Below are 16209 nucleotides of genomic sequence, written 5' to 3' on the forward strand. Positions count from 1 at the left end.
AGACTTCGACACGGCCAAGCTTTTTAGCGAAAAATACCGGCTAAAAGCTTGACCGTGAACAGAGTATCTACCGGGTTTGCGGTGCTTGCGTAGGAGCGAATTCATTCGCGAACGCATCAGGCACCAACCTCAATCTTGTCCAGAGAGCGCTCGACCAACGCATTGGCCATCTCCACCAGATAAATCACCGAAAACGCCAGATCACGTTTCTGGCCGCTGAGCTGGTCACCGGTTTCATAGGCTGCGGCTGAGGCGCTACGCAAGAGGTCGGAAATCCGCAGAAGGGTTTCTTCGAGTTTGATGGGTGGATCGGGGGTTATTTTTAGCATGATGAAACTCCTACACATTCCGGAGCCATCTCCTGCCGTTTCCACACGACAAAAGGTGGCAGCTATGAACGGGGTGGAAAACCAGGCTGTAGGCACCCGGCCAGACCGAAGTCTGCCCGCACATAGCCGCCATAGAGCACTCGCCGATTAAATATCCGGCAAGCAACTTGGTGACGCTTGTGCGCCTACAGAAAAGAACAGGTTTCCACACCCGATCGCTGATTTTGCAGCGACGGAGCGCAGACTAGTTCCCGGATCTGGCAGGCACAAGCGGGTTGGATTGTCAGGGAAGTTTCACGCAGAAGATACGGATTGGTCTTTCGGAATCGTCACATTTTTTGAGCTTTTCGCGACTGAAGTCGCTCCTACGGCGTTCGGTGTAGGAGCGAATTCAGTCGCGAAAAGCTTCACCACCACAAAATAAAAAACCGCCCCGAAGGGCGGTTCTCTGTGCAGCTAACCCGAATTACAGCTTCGGACCAGCAGCCTTGATCGCGTCGCTCACGTCGAACTTCTTGAAGTTCTCGATGAACAGGCCAGCCAGGCCTTTGGCGGCTTCGTCGTAAGCCGCTTTGTCAGCCCAGGTGTTGCGTGGGTTGAGCAGGCCGGTTTCAACGCCCGGTACCGACTTCGGCACGTCGAGGTTGATGGTGTCCAGGTGTTCGGTTTCTGCGCCGATCAGCGCGCCGCTCTGGATGGCTGCAATCACGCCACGAGTGGTCGGGATGTTGAAGCGCTTGCCAACGCCGTAGCCGCCGCCGGTCCAGCCGGTGTTGACCAGGTAGACCTTGGAGCCGAAGCCGCGGATGCGCTTGATCAGCAGCTCTGCGTATTCGCCAGCCGGACGCGGGAAGAACGGTGCGCCGAAGCAGGTGGAGAAGGTGGACTTGATGCCAGCGCCCGAACCCATTTCGGTGGAGCCAACCAGTGCGGTGTAACCCGACAGGAAGTGGTAGGCAGCCTGTTCTTCGCTGAGGATCGACACGGGAGGCAGTACGCCGGTCAGGTCGCAGGTCAGGAAGATCACGGCGTTTGGCTCGCCGCCCAGGTTCAGCGGTGCGCGTTTTTCGATCAGTTCACGCGGGTAGGCCGCGCGGCTGTTCTGGGTCAGGCTGTCGTCGGCGTAGTCGGCTTTCTTGGTGACCGGGTCCAGAACGACGTTTTCCAGTACGGCGCCGTGCTGGATGGCTTTCCAGATGACAGGCTCGTTCTTCTCGGACAGGTCGATGCACTTGGCATAGCAACCGCCTTCGATGTTGAACACAACGCCCACGCCCCAGCCGTGTTCGTCGTCGCCGATCAGGTAGCGGCTTTCGTCAGCGGACAGGGTGGTCTTGCCAGTGCCGGACAGACCGAAGAACAGGGTCACGTCGCCCTCTTCGCCCATGTTGGCCGCGCAGTGCATCGGCAGAACGTCGACTGCTGGCAGCAGGAAGTTCTGTACCGAGAACAGGGCTTTCTTCATTTCGCCGGCGTAGCGCATGCCAGCGATCAGCACTTTCTTGGCGGCGAAGTTGATGATGACGGTGCCGTCGGAGTTGGTGCCGTCACGCTCTGGCTCGCAGACGAACCATGGAGCGTTCTGGATCTGCCACTCGTCCTTGGCAGACGGGTTGTACTGCTCAGGGTTGATGAACAGGCAACGGCCAAACAGGTTGTGCCATGCAGTCTCGGTGGTCATCTTGACTGGCAGGTAGTGCGCAGGATCGGAACCTACATGAACGTGGGAAACGAAACGCTCGCGCTCGCTCAGGTAGACCGCAACGCGGTCCCACAGCGCATCGAATTTGTCAGCCGGGAACTTGCGGTTGATCGTGCCCCAGGCAATTGCGTCCTGAGTGCTCGGCTCTTCAACGATGAAACGATCGGCTGGCGAGCGGCCAGTGCGATGGCCTGTTTGCACAACCAGTGCGCCGGTGTCGGAAAGCTCGCCTTCACCACGGGCAAGGGCTTCCTTGACCAGTTCGTCGATGCTCAGATCGGTGTACACAGCGTTGTTTGCTTGCGTCATCAGGGTCCCCGTCGGCCAGTGGCCGAGTGCTTCAAACGGTTTTGTAGTAAAAAAACAACCACTACTACAGCGGAAAAGTGGGCGGGATTATGCCAGAAAAGCCCAAAAATGGTAGGACCCTCCTGTCAGAACCGCATTACAACCGCCCACACGATGTTCTGAGACAGTTTCTCTCGCGATTAGTGGCGCGTGTCAGATGGAGAATCGACACCACCGCCAGCAAACAGCTGGGCGACGTCAGCGGCATCGAACAAATAGCGCTCATTACAGAACTGGCAGTCGATCTCGATGGCGCCCGCATGCTCCTGAACCAGTTGCTGCGCGTCCTCCAGACCCAGGCTGACCAGCGCATTGGCGGAACGCTCGCGCGAGCAGCTGCAACGGAAGCAGATAGGCTGGATATCGAACAGGCGAACCGGGTCTTCGTGGTACAGGCGATGCAGGATGGTCGGGTTGTCCAGGCCCAGCAATTCCTCGGCCGACAGGGTGCTGGCCAGGGTGATGACATGTTCCCAGCTGGCGTCGCGCTCTTCGGGGTCGGTGATCTGTGCCACGGGAAGCTGTTGCAACAATAGACCACGGGCGCGATGTCCGTCGGCCTTGAGCCAGAAGCGGGTGCCAAGCTGCTCGGACATCACGAAATAGCTGGAGAGGCTTTCCGAGAGGTCGACGCCGTCCAGAGCCACGATGCCCTGATAACGCTTGCCCTTCTTGGGGTCCACGGTCAGGGTCAGCGAGCCTTCAGGCATCAGGTCTTGCAGACCGGCACCCGGCGCGATCAGGGATTCGTCATAACGGGCAATGCCGCGCAATTCCCGCTCGCTGGAGCACTCGACCATCAGCAGCGGCACAGCGCCGCTGGAGCGCGCCTGCAGAATCAGCAGACCGTCGAATTTCAGTGTACCCACCAGCAAGGCAGCAGCAGCCATCAGCTCGCCGAGCAGTTGCGCGACCGGCTCCGGGTAGGGGTGCTTGGCAAGCACTTCGGCGTAACTGCGCTCCAGCGCGACCAGCTCTCCACGAACGTCGCTTTCGTCAAAGATGAAGCGCTGGGTGAAGTCGATGTCCGGTAAATCATGCATAAGAAGAAGGTATCTGAAGGAATGACAATTGATGGCAGTGTCAGGCATCCATGGATGCGCTCTGCCATACCGTTGCAGGACATTTTATGGGCTACGGTGCGCTCTTCCAAGCCGGATGGCGATTCGTGCTGATTACTGGCGCACAGTTTCAGTCACCGTGATTGCTGCCGTGAAACTCGAAAAGCTGGCGACGCTGCTTCTTGGTCGGTCGCCCGTCGGTGGTCACGCTCAGGTTGCCCGCCTTGCGTTGTGCGGCTGCGTGTTCACGTTTTGCGATGCTGTCGGGTGTTTCGCGATACAGGGTTTGTGCCTCGGGCGCGCCACGTCGCACGATGGACAACGCTTCAACCACGACCGTGCGCTCATCGAAACCGGTGCGCACCAGAATCTCGTCACCGATATGAGGCTCCTTGCCTGGCTTGCAACGCTCGCCACGACAATGCACCTTGCCGCTTTCTATAGCCGCCTTGGCCAGCGCACGGGTCTTGAAGAAACGCGCCGCCCAAAGCCATTTGTCCAGACGAACCTTGTCATCGTCTTCTTCAGTCTTTTTCGCCATGTGAATTCCTCACTCGTGAAACAGTCAGAACTATCGGGTTGAGTATAGAAAGTGACTGCATGCAGTCGCCGGTCTACGTACACTCCCTGCGCCCTGTCGAACATGAAGCAATCAATCCTTGCGTGTCAAAGCCGGTCAGTGCGAATTTGTTCCCAACCTCAGCATGGAAGAGCGACATGACAGAGTTCCCGACCTCTTTGACCGCACCCAGAAAGGGCTGCGAAGGCTGCACCGGCAGCCCGGAACTGGACTTCTCGTTCGAGTTTGCCTACCAGCCGATCGTGGACCTGCGCGACCAGTCGATATTTGCGCATGAAGCACTGGTCAGAGGCCCCAATGGCGAGGGTGCCTATTCGGTCCTCGACAAGGTCACGGACACCAACCGCTACCGCTTCGACCAGAGCTGTCGCACCAAGGCCATCGCAGGCGCGGCCCAACTGGGAATGACCGAGCGTTTATCGATCAACTTCCTGCCCAATGCCGTGTACCGTCCCGAGCTGTGCATCCGCACCACCCTGGAAGCCGCTCGCCAGCACAACTTCCCGCTTTCGAACCTCATATTCGAAACGCTGGAAACCGAGCATGTAAATAACGATGGCCATTTGAGTAATATTTTGCGCGAATATCGCGAATTCGGTTTCATGACCGCTATCGATGATTTCGGCGCCGGCCATGCCGGGCTGACGCTTCTGGCGAACTTCCAGCCCGATCTGATAAAACTCGACATGGATTTGATTCGCAACGTCCACCGTGATCGGGCACGTCAGGCTATCGTTCGTGGTGTTGTCACAATGTGTGCAGAGTTGGGGGTTACAGTGATCGCCGAAGGCATCGAACACGCCGAAGAACGGGACTTCCTCGCTGACTGCGGAATTTTCCTGATGCAAGGCTACTGGTTCGCCAGGCCTGCGTTCAAAGCACTGGCCCAGGTTGATCCTGGTGTCTGGAAGACGTCTTGAATCATATGGAATCGCGTTGAAGACATTCGATCATCTGACAGTTGTCGGCCTGCGTGAGTGGGTGGCGCTACCCGATCTGGGGGTCGCTGGCCTGCGGGCAAAAATCGATACCGGCGCAAGCACGTCAAGCCTGCATGCCACCGAGATCGAACCTTTTGAACGCGACGGCCAGAAATGGGTTCGTTTCAATGCTCATCTGGGCACCGTGGTGCAGTTGCGTCATCGCCGCTGCGAGGCCCAACTGGTCGCCATGAAAACGATCAAAAGCTCCAATGGCCAGGCGCAGGTTCGCTATGTGATCCGCACCACGCTGGCCCTGGGTGATCGCGTCTGGCCGGTGGAATTCACCCTGGCCTGCCGCAAGTCGATGCGCTATCGGCTGCTATTGGGTTCAAACGCCTTGATCGACGGCCAGCTGGTGGTCAATCCGGGCATTACTTACGTTCAAGAAAAGCCGGTGTTCCCGGCCTCTACTTCCTCAGGTGCTGCATGAAGATCGCTGTGCTTTCGCGTAATCCGCGTCTGTATTCCACCCGTCGTCTGGTCGAAGCTGGTATCGAGCGTGGCCACGAGATGGTGGTGATCGACACCCTGCGCGCCTATATGAACATCGCCAGCCACAAGCCGCAGATCCACTATCGCGGCAAGCCGCTGGAAGGCTTCGATGCGGTCATCCCGCGCATCGGCGCTTCGGTAACGTTCTATGGCTGTGCGGTGTTGCGCCAGTTCGAAATGATGGGCGTGTTCCCGCTCAATGAGTCGGTGGCCATTGCCCGTTCCCGGGACAAGCTGCGCTCGCTGCAATTGCTGTCGCGCCGTGGCATCGGCCTGCCTGTCACCGGTTTTGCCCACTCGCCGGACGATATCCCCGACCTGATCCAGATGGTCAACGGCGCGCCGCTGGTCATCAAGGTGCTCGAAGGCACTCAGGGCATCGGCGTAGTGCTCTGTGAAACAGCCACGGCTGCCGAGTCGGTGATCGAGGCGTTCATGGGCCTCAAGCAGGACATCATGGTTCAGGAATACATAAAGGAAGCGGGCGGCGCGGATATCCGCTGCTTCGTGGTCGGCGACAAGGTCATCGCGTCGATGAAGCGTCAGGCCAAGCCGGGCGAGTTCCGCTCCAACCTGCACCGTGGCGGCAGCGCCAGCCTGATCAAGATCACCCCGCAGGAACGCATGACTGCCCTTCGCGCCGCCAAGGTCATGGGTTTGAGTGTCGCGGGGGTGGATATCTTGCGCTCCAACCATGGTCCGCTGGTGATGGAAGTGAACTCGTCGCCGGGGCTGGAAGGTATCGAAGTGACGACCAGCAAGGACGTGGCCGGCATGATCATCGAGTATCTGGAGAAGAACAGCGGGCCGCATATGACGCGGACCAAAGGGAAAGGCTGAACCCAGGCAGGAGCGAATTCATTCGCGAATAAATTCGCTCCCACACAAAAAAGCGCCTGTCGAAAGGCGCTTTTTTCATTTACTGCACGGTTGGCGTTTCGCCAGCTTCCTGCATGCGTTGTAGCTCTTGGGCGTACAGCGCGTCGAAGTTGACCGGGGACAGCATCAGCGCAGGGAAAGAACCACGAACAACCAGGTTGTCGATCGCTTCGCGAGCGTAAGGGAACAGCAGGTTCGGGCAGAACGCGCCCAAGGTGTGGCTCAGGGAAGCGTCGTCCAGGCCCTTGATCAGGAAGATACCGGCTTGCTGGACTTCAACGATGAAGGCAACTTCATCACCGTTGTTGACGGTCACGGACAGGGTCAGCACTACTTCGTAGAAGTCGCCTTCCAGCGGCTTCTGACGGGTGTTGAGGTCTAGGCTGACGCTTGGAGTCCATTCCTGACGGAAGATTGCCGGGCTTTTCGGTGCTTCGAACGACAGGTCGCGAACATAAATACGCTGCAAGGAAAACTGGGGGGAGTTTTCTTCGTTGGTAACGCCGTTGGTCGATTGCTCGGTCATGTCGAATCCTTATGAAAAATAGGGTGTGAAGTTGAACTCAGTTTTCAAGCCATTGGTCAAGCTTGCCTGCGCGCTCAAGGGCAAAGAGGTCGTCGCAGCCGCCGACATGCCTGGAACCGATCCAGATCTGCGGCACTGAAGTACGACCGGCCTTCGCTACCATTTCAGCGCGAACCTGCGGTTTGCCATCGACTCTTATCTCGTTAAAGGCAACTCTCTTGCTTTGCAGCAACTGCTTGGCGCGTGTGCAATAGGGGCAATAGTCGCTGGAGTAGACGATGACTTCAGACATTTCATTTCACCAAAGGCAAGTTATCGGCGCGCCAGCTGGAAATACCGCCAGACAATTTGGCCGCCTTGAAACCCGACTTCAGAAGCTCGCGGGCTGTGCTACCTGCATGCTGCCCGAATGCATCGACTATGATCAACGTCTTGTCCTTGTGTTTTTGCAGTTCAGACGTGCGGGTCAGCACTTTGTCCTGCGGAAAATTCAGGGAGCCGACGATATGGCCTGTCGCAAAATCCTTGGTGGAACGCACGTCGATGACCACGGCCTGGTCGCTGTTGACCAGAGCTGTCAGCTCGCGTGTGCTCAGGCTGCGACCGCCCTTGCTCAATTCATAGGCAATCAGCAATGCCAGCAGAATGAAGAAAGCACCGGTGATCAGGTAGTGGTTAGTGGCGAATTCAAGCAGATGAGCAACCATCAGTAGGTTCCAGGGCGTTAAAATGTCGGCCAGTATACACAGCACCCAAGGTGCGCCAAAGTCCGTGCGGCAGTGACGTCGTTTGAACTTGCCCCTAAAATGCGGATCTTTTTTGTACTTTCTTTAACCAGCCTCGAGTGGGTTCTATGACTGCCACCCCAAAACCTCTGGTCCTTATCATCCTGGATGGCTTCGGACACAGCGAAAACCCTGAAGGCAACGCCATTCTGGCCGCCAAGATGCCAGTCATGGATCGCCTCTACCAAACCATGCCGCACGGCCTGATTTCAGGTTCGGGCATGGATGTGGGCCTGCCGGACGGGCAGATGGGCAACTCCGAAGTCGGCCATATGAATCTGGGTGCCGGGCGTGTGGTTTATCAGGACTTCACTCGCGTCACCAAGGCCATTCGCGACGGCGAGTTCTTCGAGAACCCGACCATCTGCAAGGCCGTGGACAAGGCTGTCGAAGCAGGCAAGGCCGTTCATATCCTGGGCCTGCTGTCCGATGGCGGTGTTCACAGCCACCAGGACCATCTGGTCGCCATGGCCGAGCTGGCGGTAAAACGTGGCGCCGACAAGATCTACCTGCACGCTTTCCTCGATGGACGCGATACACCGCCGCGCAGCGCGAAAAGCTCCCTTGAGCTGCTGGACGAAGCCTTCGCCCGTCTGGGCAAGGGCCGCACCGCGACCATCATTGGCCGTTACTTCGCCATGGACCGCGACAATCGCTGGGATCGCGTGTCCACCGCCTACAACCTGATTGTCGACAGCACGGCAGAATTCCAGGCTGAAACCGGCGTTGCCGGGCTGGAAGCGGCCTACGCCCGTGACGAGAACGACGAGTTCGTCAAAGCCACCCGCATTGGCGAGCCGGTCAAGGTCGAAGACGGCGATGCCGTGGTCTTCATGAACTTCCGCGCCGACCGTGCCCGTGAGCTGACCCGTGTTTTCGTCGAAGACGATTTCAAGGATTTCGAGCGCGCCCGTCAGCCGAAGGTCAGCTACGTGATGCTGACCCAATACGCGGCCAGCATTCCCGCGCCATCGGCATTTGCTGCCGGTAGCCTGAAGAATGTGCTGGGCCAGTACCTGGCCGATAACGGCAAGACCCAGCTGCGCATCGCCGAGACCGAAAAGTACGCCCACGTGACGTTCTTCTTCTCCGGTGGCCGCGAAGAGCCGTTCCCGGGCGAAGAGCGCATCCTGATTCCATCGCCGAAAGTCGCCACTTACGACCTGCAGCCGGAAATGAGCGCGCCTGAAGTCACCGACAAGATTGTCGACGCCATTGAAAACCAGCGTTATGACGTAATCGTCGTCAACTATGCCAACGGCGACATGGTTGGGCATAGCGGCGTGATGGAAGCGGCGATCAAGGCCGTGGAATGCCTGGACCTGTGCGTCGGCCGCATCACCGAGGCTCTGGAAAAGGTCGGCGGCGAAGCGCTGATTACCGCCGACCACGGCAACGTCGAGCAGATGACCGATGACTCCACTGGCCAGGCGCACACCGCGCACACCTCGGAGCCGGTGCCTTTCATCTATTTCGGCAAGCGTCCGTTGAAAGTCCGCGAGGGCGGGGTTCTGGCCGATGTCGCGCCCACACTGCTGCAACTGATGGATCTGGAAAAGCCGCAAGAGATGACCGGCCATTCGATTCTGGTCGCGGAGTAAGCGCTCTGAACCGGCATTTCGACATCAGAAAATGCCGGTTTTTTGTGTATCAGGCCCCAAAGCAGTGGCTGCGGGGCGTTTTTTTTGTGCCGTATGGCGGGCATACTAGGCCTGTCATTTTTTCTCACAATTCCTCGGTATCGCCCACCCTCATGCTCCGCGCCTTGATTGCCCTTGTCCTGCTTTGCCTGCTCAATCCGGCGCTCGCCGACGACGAGCGTGCGCAAACCCAAAAACAGATAGACGCTGCGCGCCAGGATGTTGCCGAGCTGCAGAAAGTCCTGAACAAACTCCAGGAAGAGAAAGCGGGTGTCCAGAAGGACCTTCGTACCACTGAAACCGAAATGGGTAAGCTGGAAAAGCAGGTCGAGGTCCTGCAAAAGGAACTAAAAAAGACCGAAACCGAGCTCCAGCGGCTCGACAGTGAGAAAAAAAAACTCAACACCGCTCGCGCTGAGCAACAACGCCTGATTGCCATCCAGGCCCGTGCCGCCTATCAGAGTGGCCGTCAGGAATACCTGAAACTGCTGCTCAATCAGCAGAACCCTGAAAAATTCGCCCGCACCCTCACCTATTACGACTACATCAGCCAGGCCCGGCTGACCCAGTTGAACAACTTCAATGAAACCCTGCGCCAGCTGGCCAGTGTCGAGAAAGATATCGACCTGCAGCAAGCGCAGTTGCTGGTCCAGAAAAGCAACCTGGACAGCCAGAGCGAAGAACTGGCCAAAGTCCGCCAGGAACGCCAGCAGGCGCTGGCCAAGATCAATCAGGATTACAAGGCCCGGGACCAGAAGCTCCAGGCGCGCCAGCAGGATCAGGCCGATCTGGGCAAGGTGCTGAAAACCATCGAGGAAACCCTCGCCCGTCAGGCTCGCGAAGCCGAGGAAGCGCGTCAGAAAGCACTGGTTGCCGCCCGCGAAGCCGAAGAGCAGCGCCAACGTGCCGCCAGCAGCAGCCGAAATAATGATGAACCCGCGCCCAAGCGGCCAGTCAAAGCCCCCGGCGCCATGGTTTCCAGTGCCGGCGCGTCATATGGCGGCGCTTTTGCCGAAGCCAGGGGTAAACTTCCCTGGCCTGTCGATGGTCGATTGCTTGCCCGCTTTGGTGAAGCCCGTGGAGATGACGAGCGGACCAAGTGGGATGGTGTGATGATCAGCGCTGCTGCCGGAAGCCAGGTCCATGCCGTGCATGGCGGGCGTGTGGTTTTCGCTGACTGGTTGCGCGGCGCCGGTCTTCTGGTCATTCTCGACCATGGCAACGGATATCTGAGCCTGTATGGTCACAACCAGAGCCTGCTGAAGTCGGCAGGCGACATCGTGAAGGCCGGTGAGGCAATATCCACCGTAGGCAATAGCGGCGGTCAAGACACATCAGCGTTGTATTTTGCTATTCGTCAGCAGGGTCGCCCCAGCGATCCAGCCCAATGGTGCCGCACTCAAGGATAAGTCGGCCCCAATATCTGTAGGAGTTCGTTAGACATGCTGCATTTGTCCCGCCTCACCTCGCTGACCCTGGCTATCGCCATTGTTATTGGTTCGCCTCTGGCTCTGGCTGCCGAAAAAGCCACGCCGGCACCAGCGCCAGCAGCTGTCGCGCCCGCCAACGCCAAGGCACCGCTGCCGCTCGATGAGCTGCGCACCTTTGCCGAAGTCATGGATCGGGTCAAGGCCGCTTATGTCGAGCCGGTGGACGACAAGACCCTGCTGGAAAACGCCATCAAGGGCATGCTCAGCAACCTTGACCCGCACTCGGCCTATCTGGGCCCGGAAGACTTCCAGGAGCTGCAGGAAAGCACCAGCGGCGAGTTTGGCGGCCTGGGCATCGAGGTCGGCATCGAAGACGGTTTCGTCAAGGTGGTTTCGCCCATCGACGACACCCCGGCGTCCAAGGCGGGCATCGAGGCAGGTGACCTGATCGTCAAGATCAACGGCGCACCGACTCAGGGTCAGACCATGCAGGAAGCGGTCGACAAGATGCGGGGCAAGATCGGTGAAAAGATCACTCTGACGCTGGTACGCGATGGCGGTACGCCGTTCGACGTGACGCTGGCGCGGGCAACCATTCAGGTCAAGAGCGTCAAGGCGCAGATGCTGGAGAACGGCTACGGCTATATCCGCATCACCCAGTTCCAGGTCAAGACCGGCGATGAAGTCGGCAAGGCACTGGCCAAACTGCGCAAGGACAACGGCAAGAAGATGAGCGGGTTGATCCTGGACCTGCGCAACAACCCTGGCGGCGTGCTGCAATCGGCGGTGGCCGTGGCGGATCACTTCCTGACCAAGGGCCTGATCGTCTACACCAAGGGCCGTATCGCCAACTCCGAACTGCGCTTCTCCGCCGACCCGGCAGACGCCAGCGAAGGCGCGCCTCTGGTGGTGCTGATCAACGGCGGCAGCGCCTCGGCCTCGGAAATCGTCGCCGGAGCCCTGCAAGACCAGAAGCGCGGCATCCTGATGGGCACCGACAGTTTTGGCAAAGGCTCGGTGCAGACCGTTCTGCCGCTGAACAACGACCGCGCCCTGAAAATCACCACTGCGCTGTACTACACGCCTAACGGCCGCTCTATCCAGGCTCAGGGCATCAACCCGGACATCGTCGTGCGCCGCGCCAAGGTCACCAACGAAGCGGACGGCGAGAACTACAAGGAAGCCGACCTTTCCGGCCACCTGGGCAATGGTAACGGCGGTGCCGACAAGCCGACCGTCAAGGGCGGCGCAGCGGCCAAGGCGCGTCCGCAGGATGAAGACTACCAGCTCAATCAGGCGCTGAGCCTGCTCAAAGGCTTGAGTATCACCCGCGGCAACTAAGGCATGCGTTTTCTCTCATGCCTGTTGCTGGCCCTCTCGCTGACCGGTGCTGCCCATGCAGCGCCCGACAGCGAGAAGGCTGACAAGCCGCACGCCATCTATCTGAGCCTGATCATCGACGATCTGGGCCAGAACCCCGCTCGCGACAGCCGCACCCTCGCCCTGCCCGGCCCTGTTACGCTGGCGATCATGCCCGACACGCCTCATGCCACCGATTTCGCCCGACAGGCACACGCTGCCGGCAAGACGGTCATGCTGCACATGCCGATGGACCCGGCGACCGGCCCGTATGCCTGGCATCCCGGCCTGCCCTTGCCCGAGCTTGAAAGCCGCCTGAACGCCGCGCTGCTCAAGGTGCCTTATGCCGCAGGCATCAATAATCACATGGGCAGCCGCATGACCAGCGAGCCTGTGGCCATGGCCTGGCTCATGGAAGAATTGCAGCGCCGGCACATGTTCTTCGTCGACAGCCGCACCAGCGCCAAGACCGTGGCCGCCGCCGCAGCCCAGCGTATCGGCCTGGCAAGCGTGTCTCGCGATGTGTTCCTGGACGACGAGCGCACCGCCGAGGCCATCACCCGACAATTGCAGATCGCGATCAAACTCGCCCATAAACAGGGGTCGGTGGTCATCATCGGCCACCCTTATCCCGTGACCCTCGATGTGCTGGAGCGCGAGTTGCCCAAGCTCAAGGCACAGGGCATCGAATGGATCGAGCTGCGTCACATGATCAGCGAGAGAGGCAACAAGGCCATGGCCGGGCACGGGAAGGAAGGCATCTACCGCTGATTACCGACCTGACCGGCTTGAATTTTCCACACGCGCTGTAAGCTCCGCCTACTTTAAATGTCCCCGGCCATTACTGCCTTGATAACAGCGTCAGCCCCCGTTTAAAGGGACTGATATCCATACCTGTTATCAAGGAAGAATCATGAATCTCCGCATTTTTGCTGCCGCCTGCTGCGTCGCCAGCCTTTTGCACATGCCCGCTGCCGCAGCCCATGACCTGGGCGAAGGCCTGATTTCGCTTGCGCCCTCGAAAGTCCTGCTAGAAGCAGATGGCCAGAGCGTTCACTGGAATGGCATCGGTCGCATAAAGAGCAAAAAAGGTTCGGATTGCACCGCAACCCTGATCGATACCCGCAGCCCCGACAGCCCGGACGACGCGCCTGCCTACCTGCTTACCAATGGCCACTGCATCTCTCGACGCAACGGCCTGATCCTCACCGACAGTGAAATCAAGGGGACCGTCCAGTTCAACTTTTTCACCGACAGCCACGCCTACAGCTATCCATTGAAGCGTGTTAACTGGAGCAGCATGCAAGGCGTGGATCTGGCGATTGTCGAGTTGCAACCGACACTGGCATCGCTGATCGCTGACGGCATCCAGCCACTGCGACTCACAAACCAGATGCCGGAAAACGGCCGCGATATCCTGTCCATTGGTGCCCCGCTTTATATCGGCACAGGTCATCTGCGCATGGCGGCCTGCGTTCATCAGTCTTCAGGAGAAATCCTGCAGCAACCCTGGGTCTGGCGTCACACGGTCAGCAACCAGTGCAAGGACATCGCCAAGGGCTCATCCGGCAGCCCATTGCTGACCCGTGATACCGGCGAGGTGTTCGCCGTCTTGAATCTCACCAACCAGCCATCACCCGAAAGTTCTGCGGTAAAGGGTGAAGTGACGTTACCACCCGGTTTCCCGACCCAGGCTGCCGACAGCAACTTTGGCAGCCCGGTCACCAGCCTGAACGAATGCTTCATTGATGGCGTGCTCACTACCGATCCCCAGCAGTGCAGGCTCTTTCCTGTGCATTCGATCCTGTTTGAGAAACCACCCAGACAATTTGCCAAGGTCAGGCTGGATGCTCTGGGCAATGAGGTTTATCCCTCGTGGGATCTGCAGTTCAGGGTGGATAAACCTTTCTATCGCTACAAGAAGGTCGGCTCGCCTCTGGAATGTGAGAATCCAGTGGGTTACAGCGCCACAATAACGTCCCGGGATGCCCGTATCGATGACCCGATAGACGCACGGGTCGGCATCAATTGGCTATGTATCATCGGCGTCTCGTCAGCCGATGAGCGGCCCAGCCACGGGATGATGCGCAACGCCCTGACACTGGCTGTGGAGTTGCTTGCAGCAGGCCCCACAAGCGACCCGCAAGTGCATATCCAGAAAAACAGCTTCGGCTCTTATGAGGTCAACTGGTTAAGTGACCCCGGACGGATTGATTACTACACCGCGAAGATCGGCCCTGTGGCGACAACGGACTGCACAGACCCGCAAGGCTTCAGAAGGCGACTGGGCAGCAATCTGGTGCTGCGCAAGAAATTATTGCCGGTGAAAATCTGCACCTACGCCCATGACGTCAACGGCCAGCGCTCCAGCGTGCGCGAGGACATTGTGTCCGTGAGCGAGTGAGGCGTTATTGATAGCGCGCCTGAACCTTGTCCACCCAGCCTTCGGCGCGCATGTCATCCAGCTGCTTTTGCAGGCGGGCGACAACGTCGTCGGGCGTTTCCTTGTTCAGCGCCAGGAACAGCTCGGCCGTATGGAAGCGCAAGACTGTTTTAAAACCCGTGATGCCTTCCTGCTTGGCCAGATAACGGCCAACAGGATCGGCAGTGGCCCACAGGTCGATCTGGCCAGTGGCGAGTTTTCTGGCGTTGTCCTGATCCCGCAACATCAACACCGGGTTGAAGCTCTTGAGAATCAGGCTCTGGGCAACCGCATCACCTTTATAGGCGCCGACCTGATAAGCCTTGGCTTGCTCCAGGTCAGTCAGGGTGATGGTGCTGTCCTCACGGGCCAGCATGACCCAGTCCACCGGACCAAGAGGGCCAACCCATTTGAAGAGTTTTTCACGCTCGGGCGTACGCACGGTGGAGAACACACCATAGCCGCGTTTTTCCAGCGCCAGCTTGTAGATGCGCTCCCAGGGAAAACGCAGGGTCAGGTTGTAGCTGATACCGGCCCGCTTGAACATCTCGCGCACGATCTCGACAGCGATGCCATCAAGGTTGTTTTCCTGAGCGAAGTTCTTGCCGTCCACCGCCATGTTGTAAGGCGGATAGTTCTCGGTCAGCAACACGATAGAAGGCGTCGACGCATCACTGCCCCGAGCGCTGAAACTGAGAAGAGCGCTGGCGCCCAGTAGTGCAAGAAAAAGACGTTTGAACATATTTCGGCACTCGAGCATGACAACCCCGTGCAGAGTGCCGCTATACCATGACAGTGTCTAGCAGTGTCGCTGCAACCAGAAAACTCATGACAGGGCGAGCAAGGGCTGCCCGCCTGCCAATCAACGAACGACGATACCGCGCTGGGCCATGTAGGCCTTGGCTTCGGGCACGGTGTATTCGCCAAAGTGGAAGATGCTCGCCGCCAGAACAGCGCTCGCATGACCCTCAATGACACCCGCTGCCAGATGCTCCAGGTTGCCGACGCCACCGGAGGCAATCACCGGAATCCCCAGCGCATCGCTGATGGCCCGGGTAACGCCCAGGTCGAAACCGTTTTTCATGCCGTCCTGATCCATGCTGGTCAGGAGGATTTCACCGGCACCCAGGTCTTCCATCTTTTTCGCCCACTGCACGGCGTCAAGACCGGTCGGCTTGCGACCGCCGTGGGTGAAGATTTCCCAGCGCGGGGTTTCGCCTGGCAGGGAAACCTTCTTGGCATCGATAGCGACCACGATGCACTGCGAGCCGAAACGGGAAGCCGCTTCGCCAACGAATTCCGGGTTGAACACCGCCGCCGTGTTGATCGAAACCTTGTCGGCACCGGCGTTCAACAGGTTGCGGATGTCCTGGACGGTACGCACACCGCCACCGACGGTCAGCGGAATGAACACCTGACTGGCCATGCGCTCGACGGTATGGAGCGTGGTATCACGGCCATCAACGCTGGCGGTGATGTCCAGAAAGGTGATTTCGTCCGCGCCCTGCTCGTTGTAGCGACGAGCAATTTCCACCGGATCGCCCGCATCGCGGATGTTCTCGAACTTGACGCCCTTGACCACTCGACCGTTGTCGACGTCCAGGCAAGGGATGATGCGTTTGGCCAGGGCCATGGGGTTATCTCCGATAACAGCAGTTGCAAGCGGCAAGTTT

The 16209-nt window shown here is 58.8% G+C and carries 17 protein-coding genes; 8 read left to right on the forward strand and 9 right to left on the reverse strand.

Features of this window, described 5'->3' with window-relative positions; genetic code table 11:
- Window positions 1-116 precede the first annotated feature (116 nt).
- The 4 genes from K5D32_RS22545 to K5D32_RS22560 all read right to left on the reverse strand — a co-directional run bounded on the left by K5D32_RS22545 (window position 117) and on the right by K5D32_RS22560 (window position 3981).
- Window positions 117-329: a DUF6124 family protein gene (locus K5D32_RS22545; protein WP_221578154.1), complete on the reverse strand. Its 213-nt coding sequence runs from the start codon at window positions 327-329 to the stop codon at window positions 117-119.
- Between the two features lie 466 nt (window positions 330-795).
- Window positions 796-2340, reverse strand: a complete 1545-nt coding sequence (locus K5D32_RS22550; protein ID WP_221601877.1) for a phosphoenolpyruvate carboxykinase — start codon at window positions 2338-2340, stop codon at window positions 796-798.
- Window positions 2341-2519: 179 nt separating this feature from the next.
- Entirely contained in the window at window positions 2520-3422 is a 903-nt protein-coding gene (gene hslO, locus K5D32_RS22555; RefSeq protein WP_221578152.1) for an Hsp33 family molecular chaperone HslO, read from the reverse strand.
- A 148-nt stretch (window positions 3423-3570) separates the two neighbouring features.
- Complete coding sequence (locus K5D32_RS22560) at window positions 3571-3981, reverse strand: RNA-binding S4 domain-containing protein (protein WP_025262425.1); 411 nt, start codon at window positions 3979-3981, stop codon at window positions 3571-3573.
- Between the two features lie 176 nt (window positions 3982-4157).
- Between K5D32_RS22560 and K5D32_RS22565 the strand changes: the two genes are divergently transcribed.
- The 3 genes from K5D32_RS22565 to rimK are packed head-to-tail and all read left to right on the forward strand — an operon-like array spanning window position 4158 to window position 6335.
- On the forward strand, window positions 4158-4940 hold the full coding sequence (locus tag K5D32_RS22565; RefSeq protein ID WP_221601879.1) for an EAL domain-containing protein: 783 nt from the start codon (window positions 4158-4160) through the stop codon (window positions 4938-4940).
- Between the two features lie 49 nt (window positions 4941-4989).
- The gene (locus tag K5D32_RS22570) at window positions 4990-5433 is read left to right on the forward strand and encodes an ATP-dependent zinc protease (protein ID WP_176767553.1); all 444 of its coding nucleotides are present in this window, start codon (window positions 4990-4992) and stop codon (window positions 5431-5433) included.
- Window positions 5430-6335 carry a 30S ribosomal protein S6--L-glutamate ligase gene (gene rimK, locus K5D32_RS22575; RefSeq protein ID WP_025262428.1) on the forward strand — a complete coding sequence of 302 codons (906 nt, stop codon included), beginning with the start codon at window positions 5430-5432 and terminating at the stop codon, window positions 6333-6335. The genes K5D32_RS22570 and rimK overlap by 4 nt, the downstream gene beginning before the upstream one ends.
- 79 nt (window positions 6336-6414) lie before the next feature.
- On the opposite strand, the gene secB is transcribed toward rimK, so the two are convergent.
- From secB to K5D32_RS22590, 3 genes are read right to left on the reverse strand one after another with little or no spacing between them, the layout of a single operon-like run.
- The gene (secB, locus tag K5D32_RS22580) at window positions 6415-6900 is read right to left on the reverse strand and encodes a protein-export chaperone SecB (protein ID WP_025262429.1); all 486 of its coding nucleotides are present in this window, start codon (window positions 6898-6900) and stop codon (window positions 6415-6417) included.
- 37 nt (window positions 6901-6937) lie between these two features.
- The gene (gene grxC / locus K5D32_RS22585; protein WP_221578150.1) at window positions 6938-7192 is read right to left on the reverse strand and encodes a glutaredoxin 3; all 255 of its coding nucleotides are present in this window, start codon (window positions 7190-7192) and stop codon (window positions 6938-6940) included.
- Window position 7193: 1 nt separating this feature from the next.
- Entirely contained in the window at window positions 7194-7607 is a 414-nt protein-coding gene (locus K5D32_RS22590; RefSeq protein WP_117167477.1) for a rhodanese-like domain-containing protein, read from the reverse strand.
- A gap of 146 nt (window positions 7608-7753) precedes the next feature.
- Between K5D32_RS22590 and gpmI the strand changes: the two genes are divergently transcribed.
- The 5 genes from gpmI (at window position 7754) to K5D32_RS22615 (ending at window position 14518) form a co-directional block, all read left to right on the forward strand.
- The gene (gene gpmI, locus K5D32_RS22595; protein ID WP_221601881.1) at window positions 7754-9286 is read left to right on the forward strand and encodes a 2,3-bisphosphoglycerate-independent phosphoglycerate mutase; all 1533 of its coding nucleotides are present in this window, start codon (window positions 7754-7756) and stop codon (window positions 9284-9286) included.
- A 152-nt stretch (window positions 9287-9438) separates the two neighbouring features.
- Window positions 9439-10734 (forward strand): murein hydrolase activator EnvC, encoded by a 1296-nt coding sequence (locus K5D32_RS22600; protein ID WP_221601883.1) that lies wholly within the window; start codon window positions 9439-9441, stop codon window positions 10732-10734.
- Between the two features lie 33 nt (window positions 10735-10767).
- On the forward strand, window positions 10768-12096 hold the full coding sequence (locus K5D32_RS22605; RefSeq protein WP_025262434.1) for a S41 family peptidase: 1329 nt from the start codon (window positions 10768-10770) through the stop codon (window positions 12094-12096).
- Window positions 12097-12099: 3 nt separating this feature from the next.
- Entirely contained in the window at window positions 12100-12885 is a 786-nt protein-coding gene (locus K5D32_RS22610; RefSeq protein ID WP_221601886.1) for a divergent polysaccharide deacetylase family protein, read from the forward strand.
- A gap of 142 nt (window positions 12886-13027) precedes the next feature.
- Window positions 13028-14518 (forward strand): serine protease, encoded by a 1491-nt coding sequence (locus tag K5D32_RS22615; protein WP_221601887.1) that lies wholly within the window; start codon window positions 13028-13030, stop codon window positions 14516-14518.
- Window positions 14519-14522: 4 nt separating this feature from the next.
- On the opposite strand, the gene K5D32_RS22620 is transcribed toward K5D32_RS22615, so the two are convergent.
- Both K5D32_RS22620 and hisF read right to left on the reverse strand, forming a co-directional pair.
- Window positions 14523-15278, reverse strand: a complete 756-nt coding sequence (locus K5D32_RS22620; protein ID WP_221578145.1) for an ABC transporter substrate-binding protein — start codon at window positions 15276-15278, stop codon at window positions 14523-14525.
- A 120-nt stretch (window positions 15279-15398) separates the two neighbouring features.
- Window positions 15399-16169, reverse strand: coding sequence for an imidazole glycerol phosphate synthase subunit HisF (gene hisF, locus K5D32_RS22625; RefSeq protein ID WP_025262438.1), 771 nt, complete (start codon window positions 16167-16169; stop codon window positions 15399-15401).
- Window positions 16170-16209 lie beyond the last annotated feature (40 nt).

This window comes from Pseudomonas cichorii, assembly GCF_019719005.1.
Lineage (GTDB): Bacteria > Pseudomonadota > Gammaproteobacteria > Pseudomonadales > Pseudomonadaceae > Aquipseudomonas > Aquipseudomonas cichorii_E.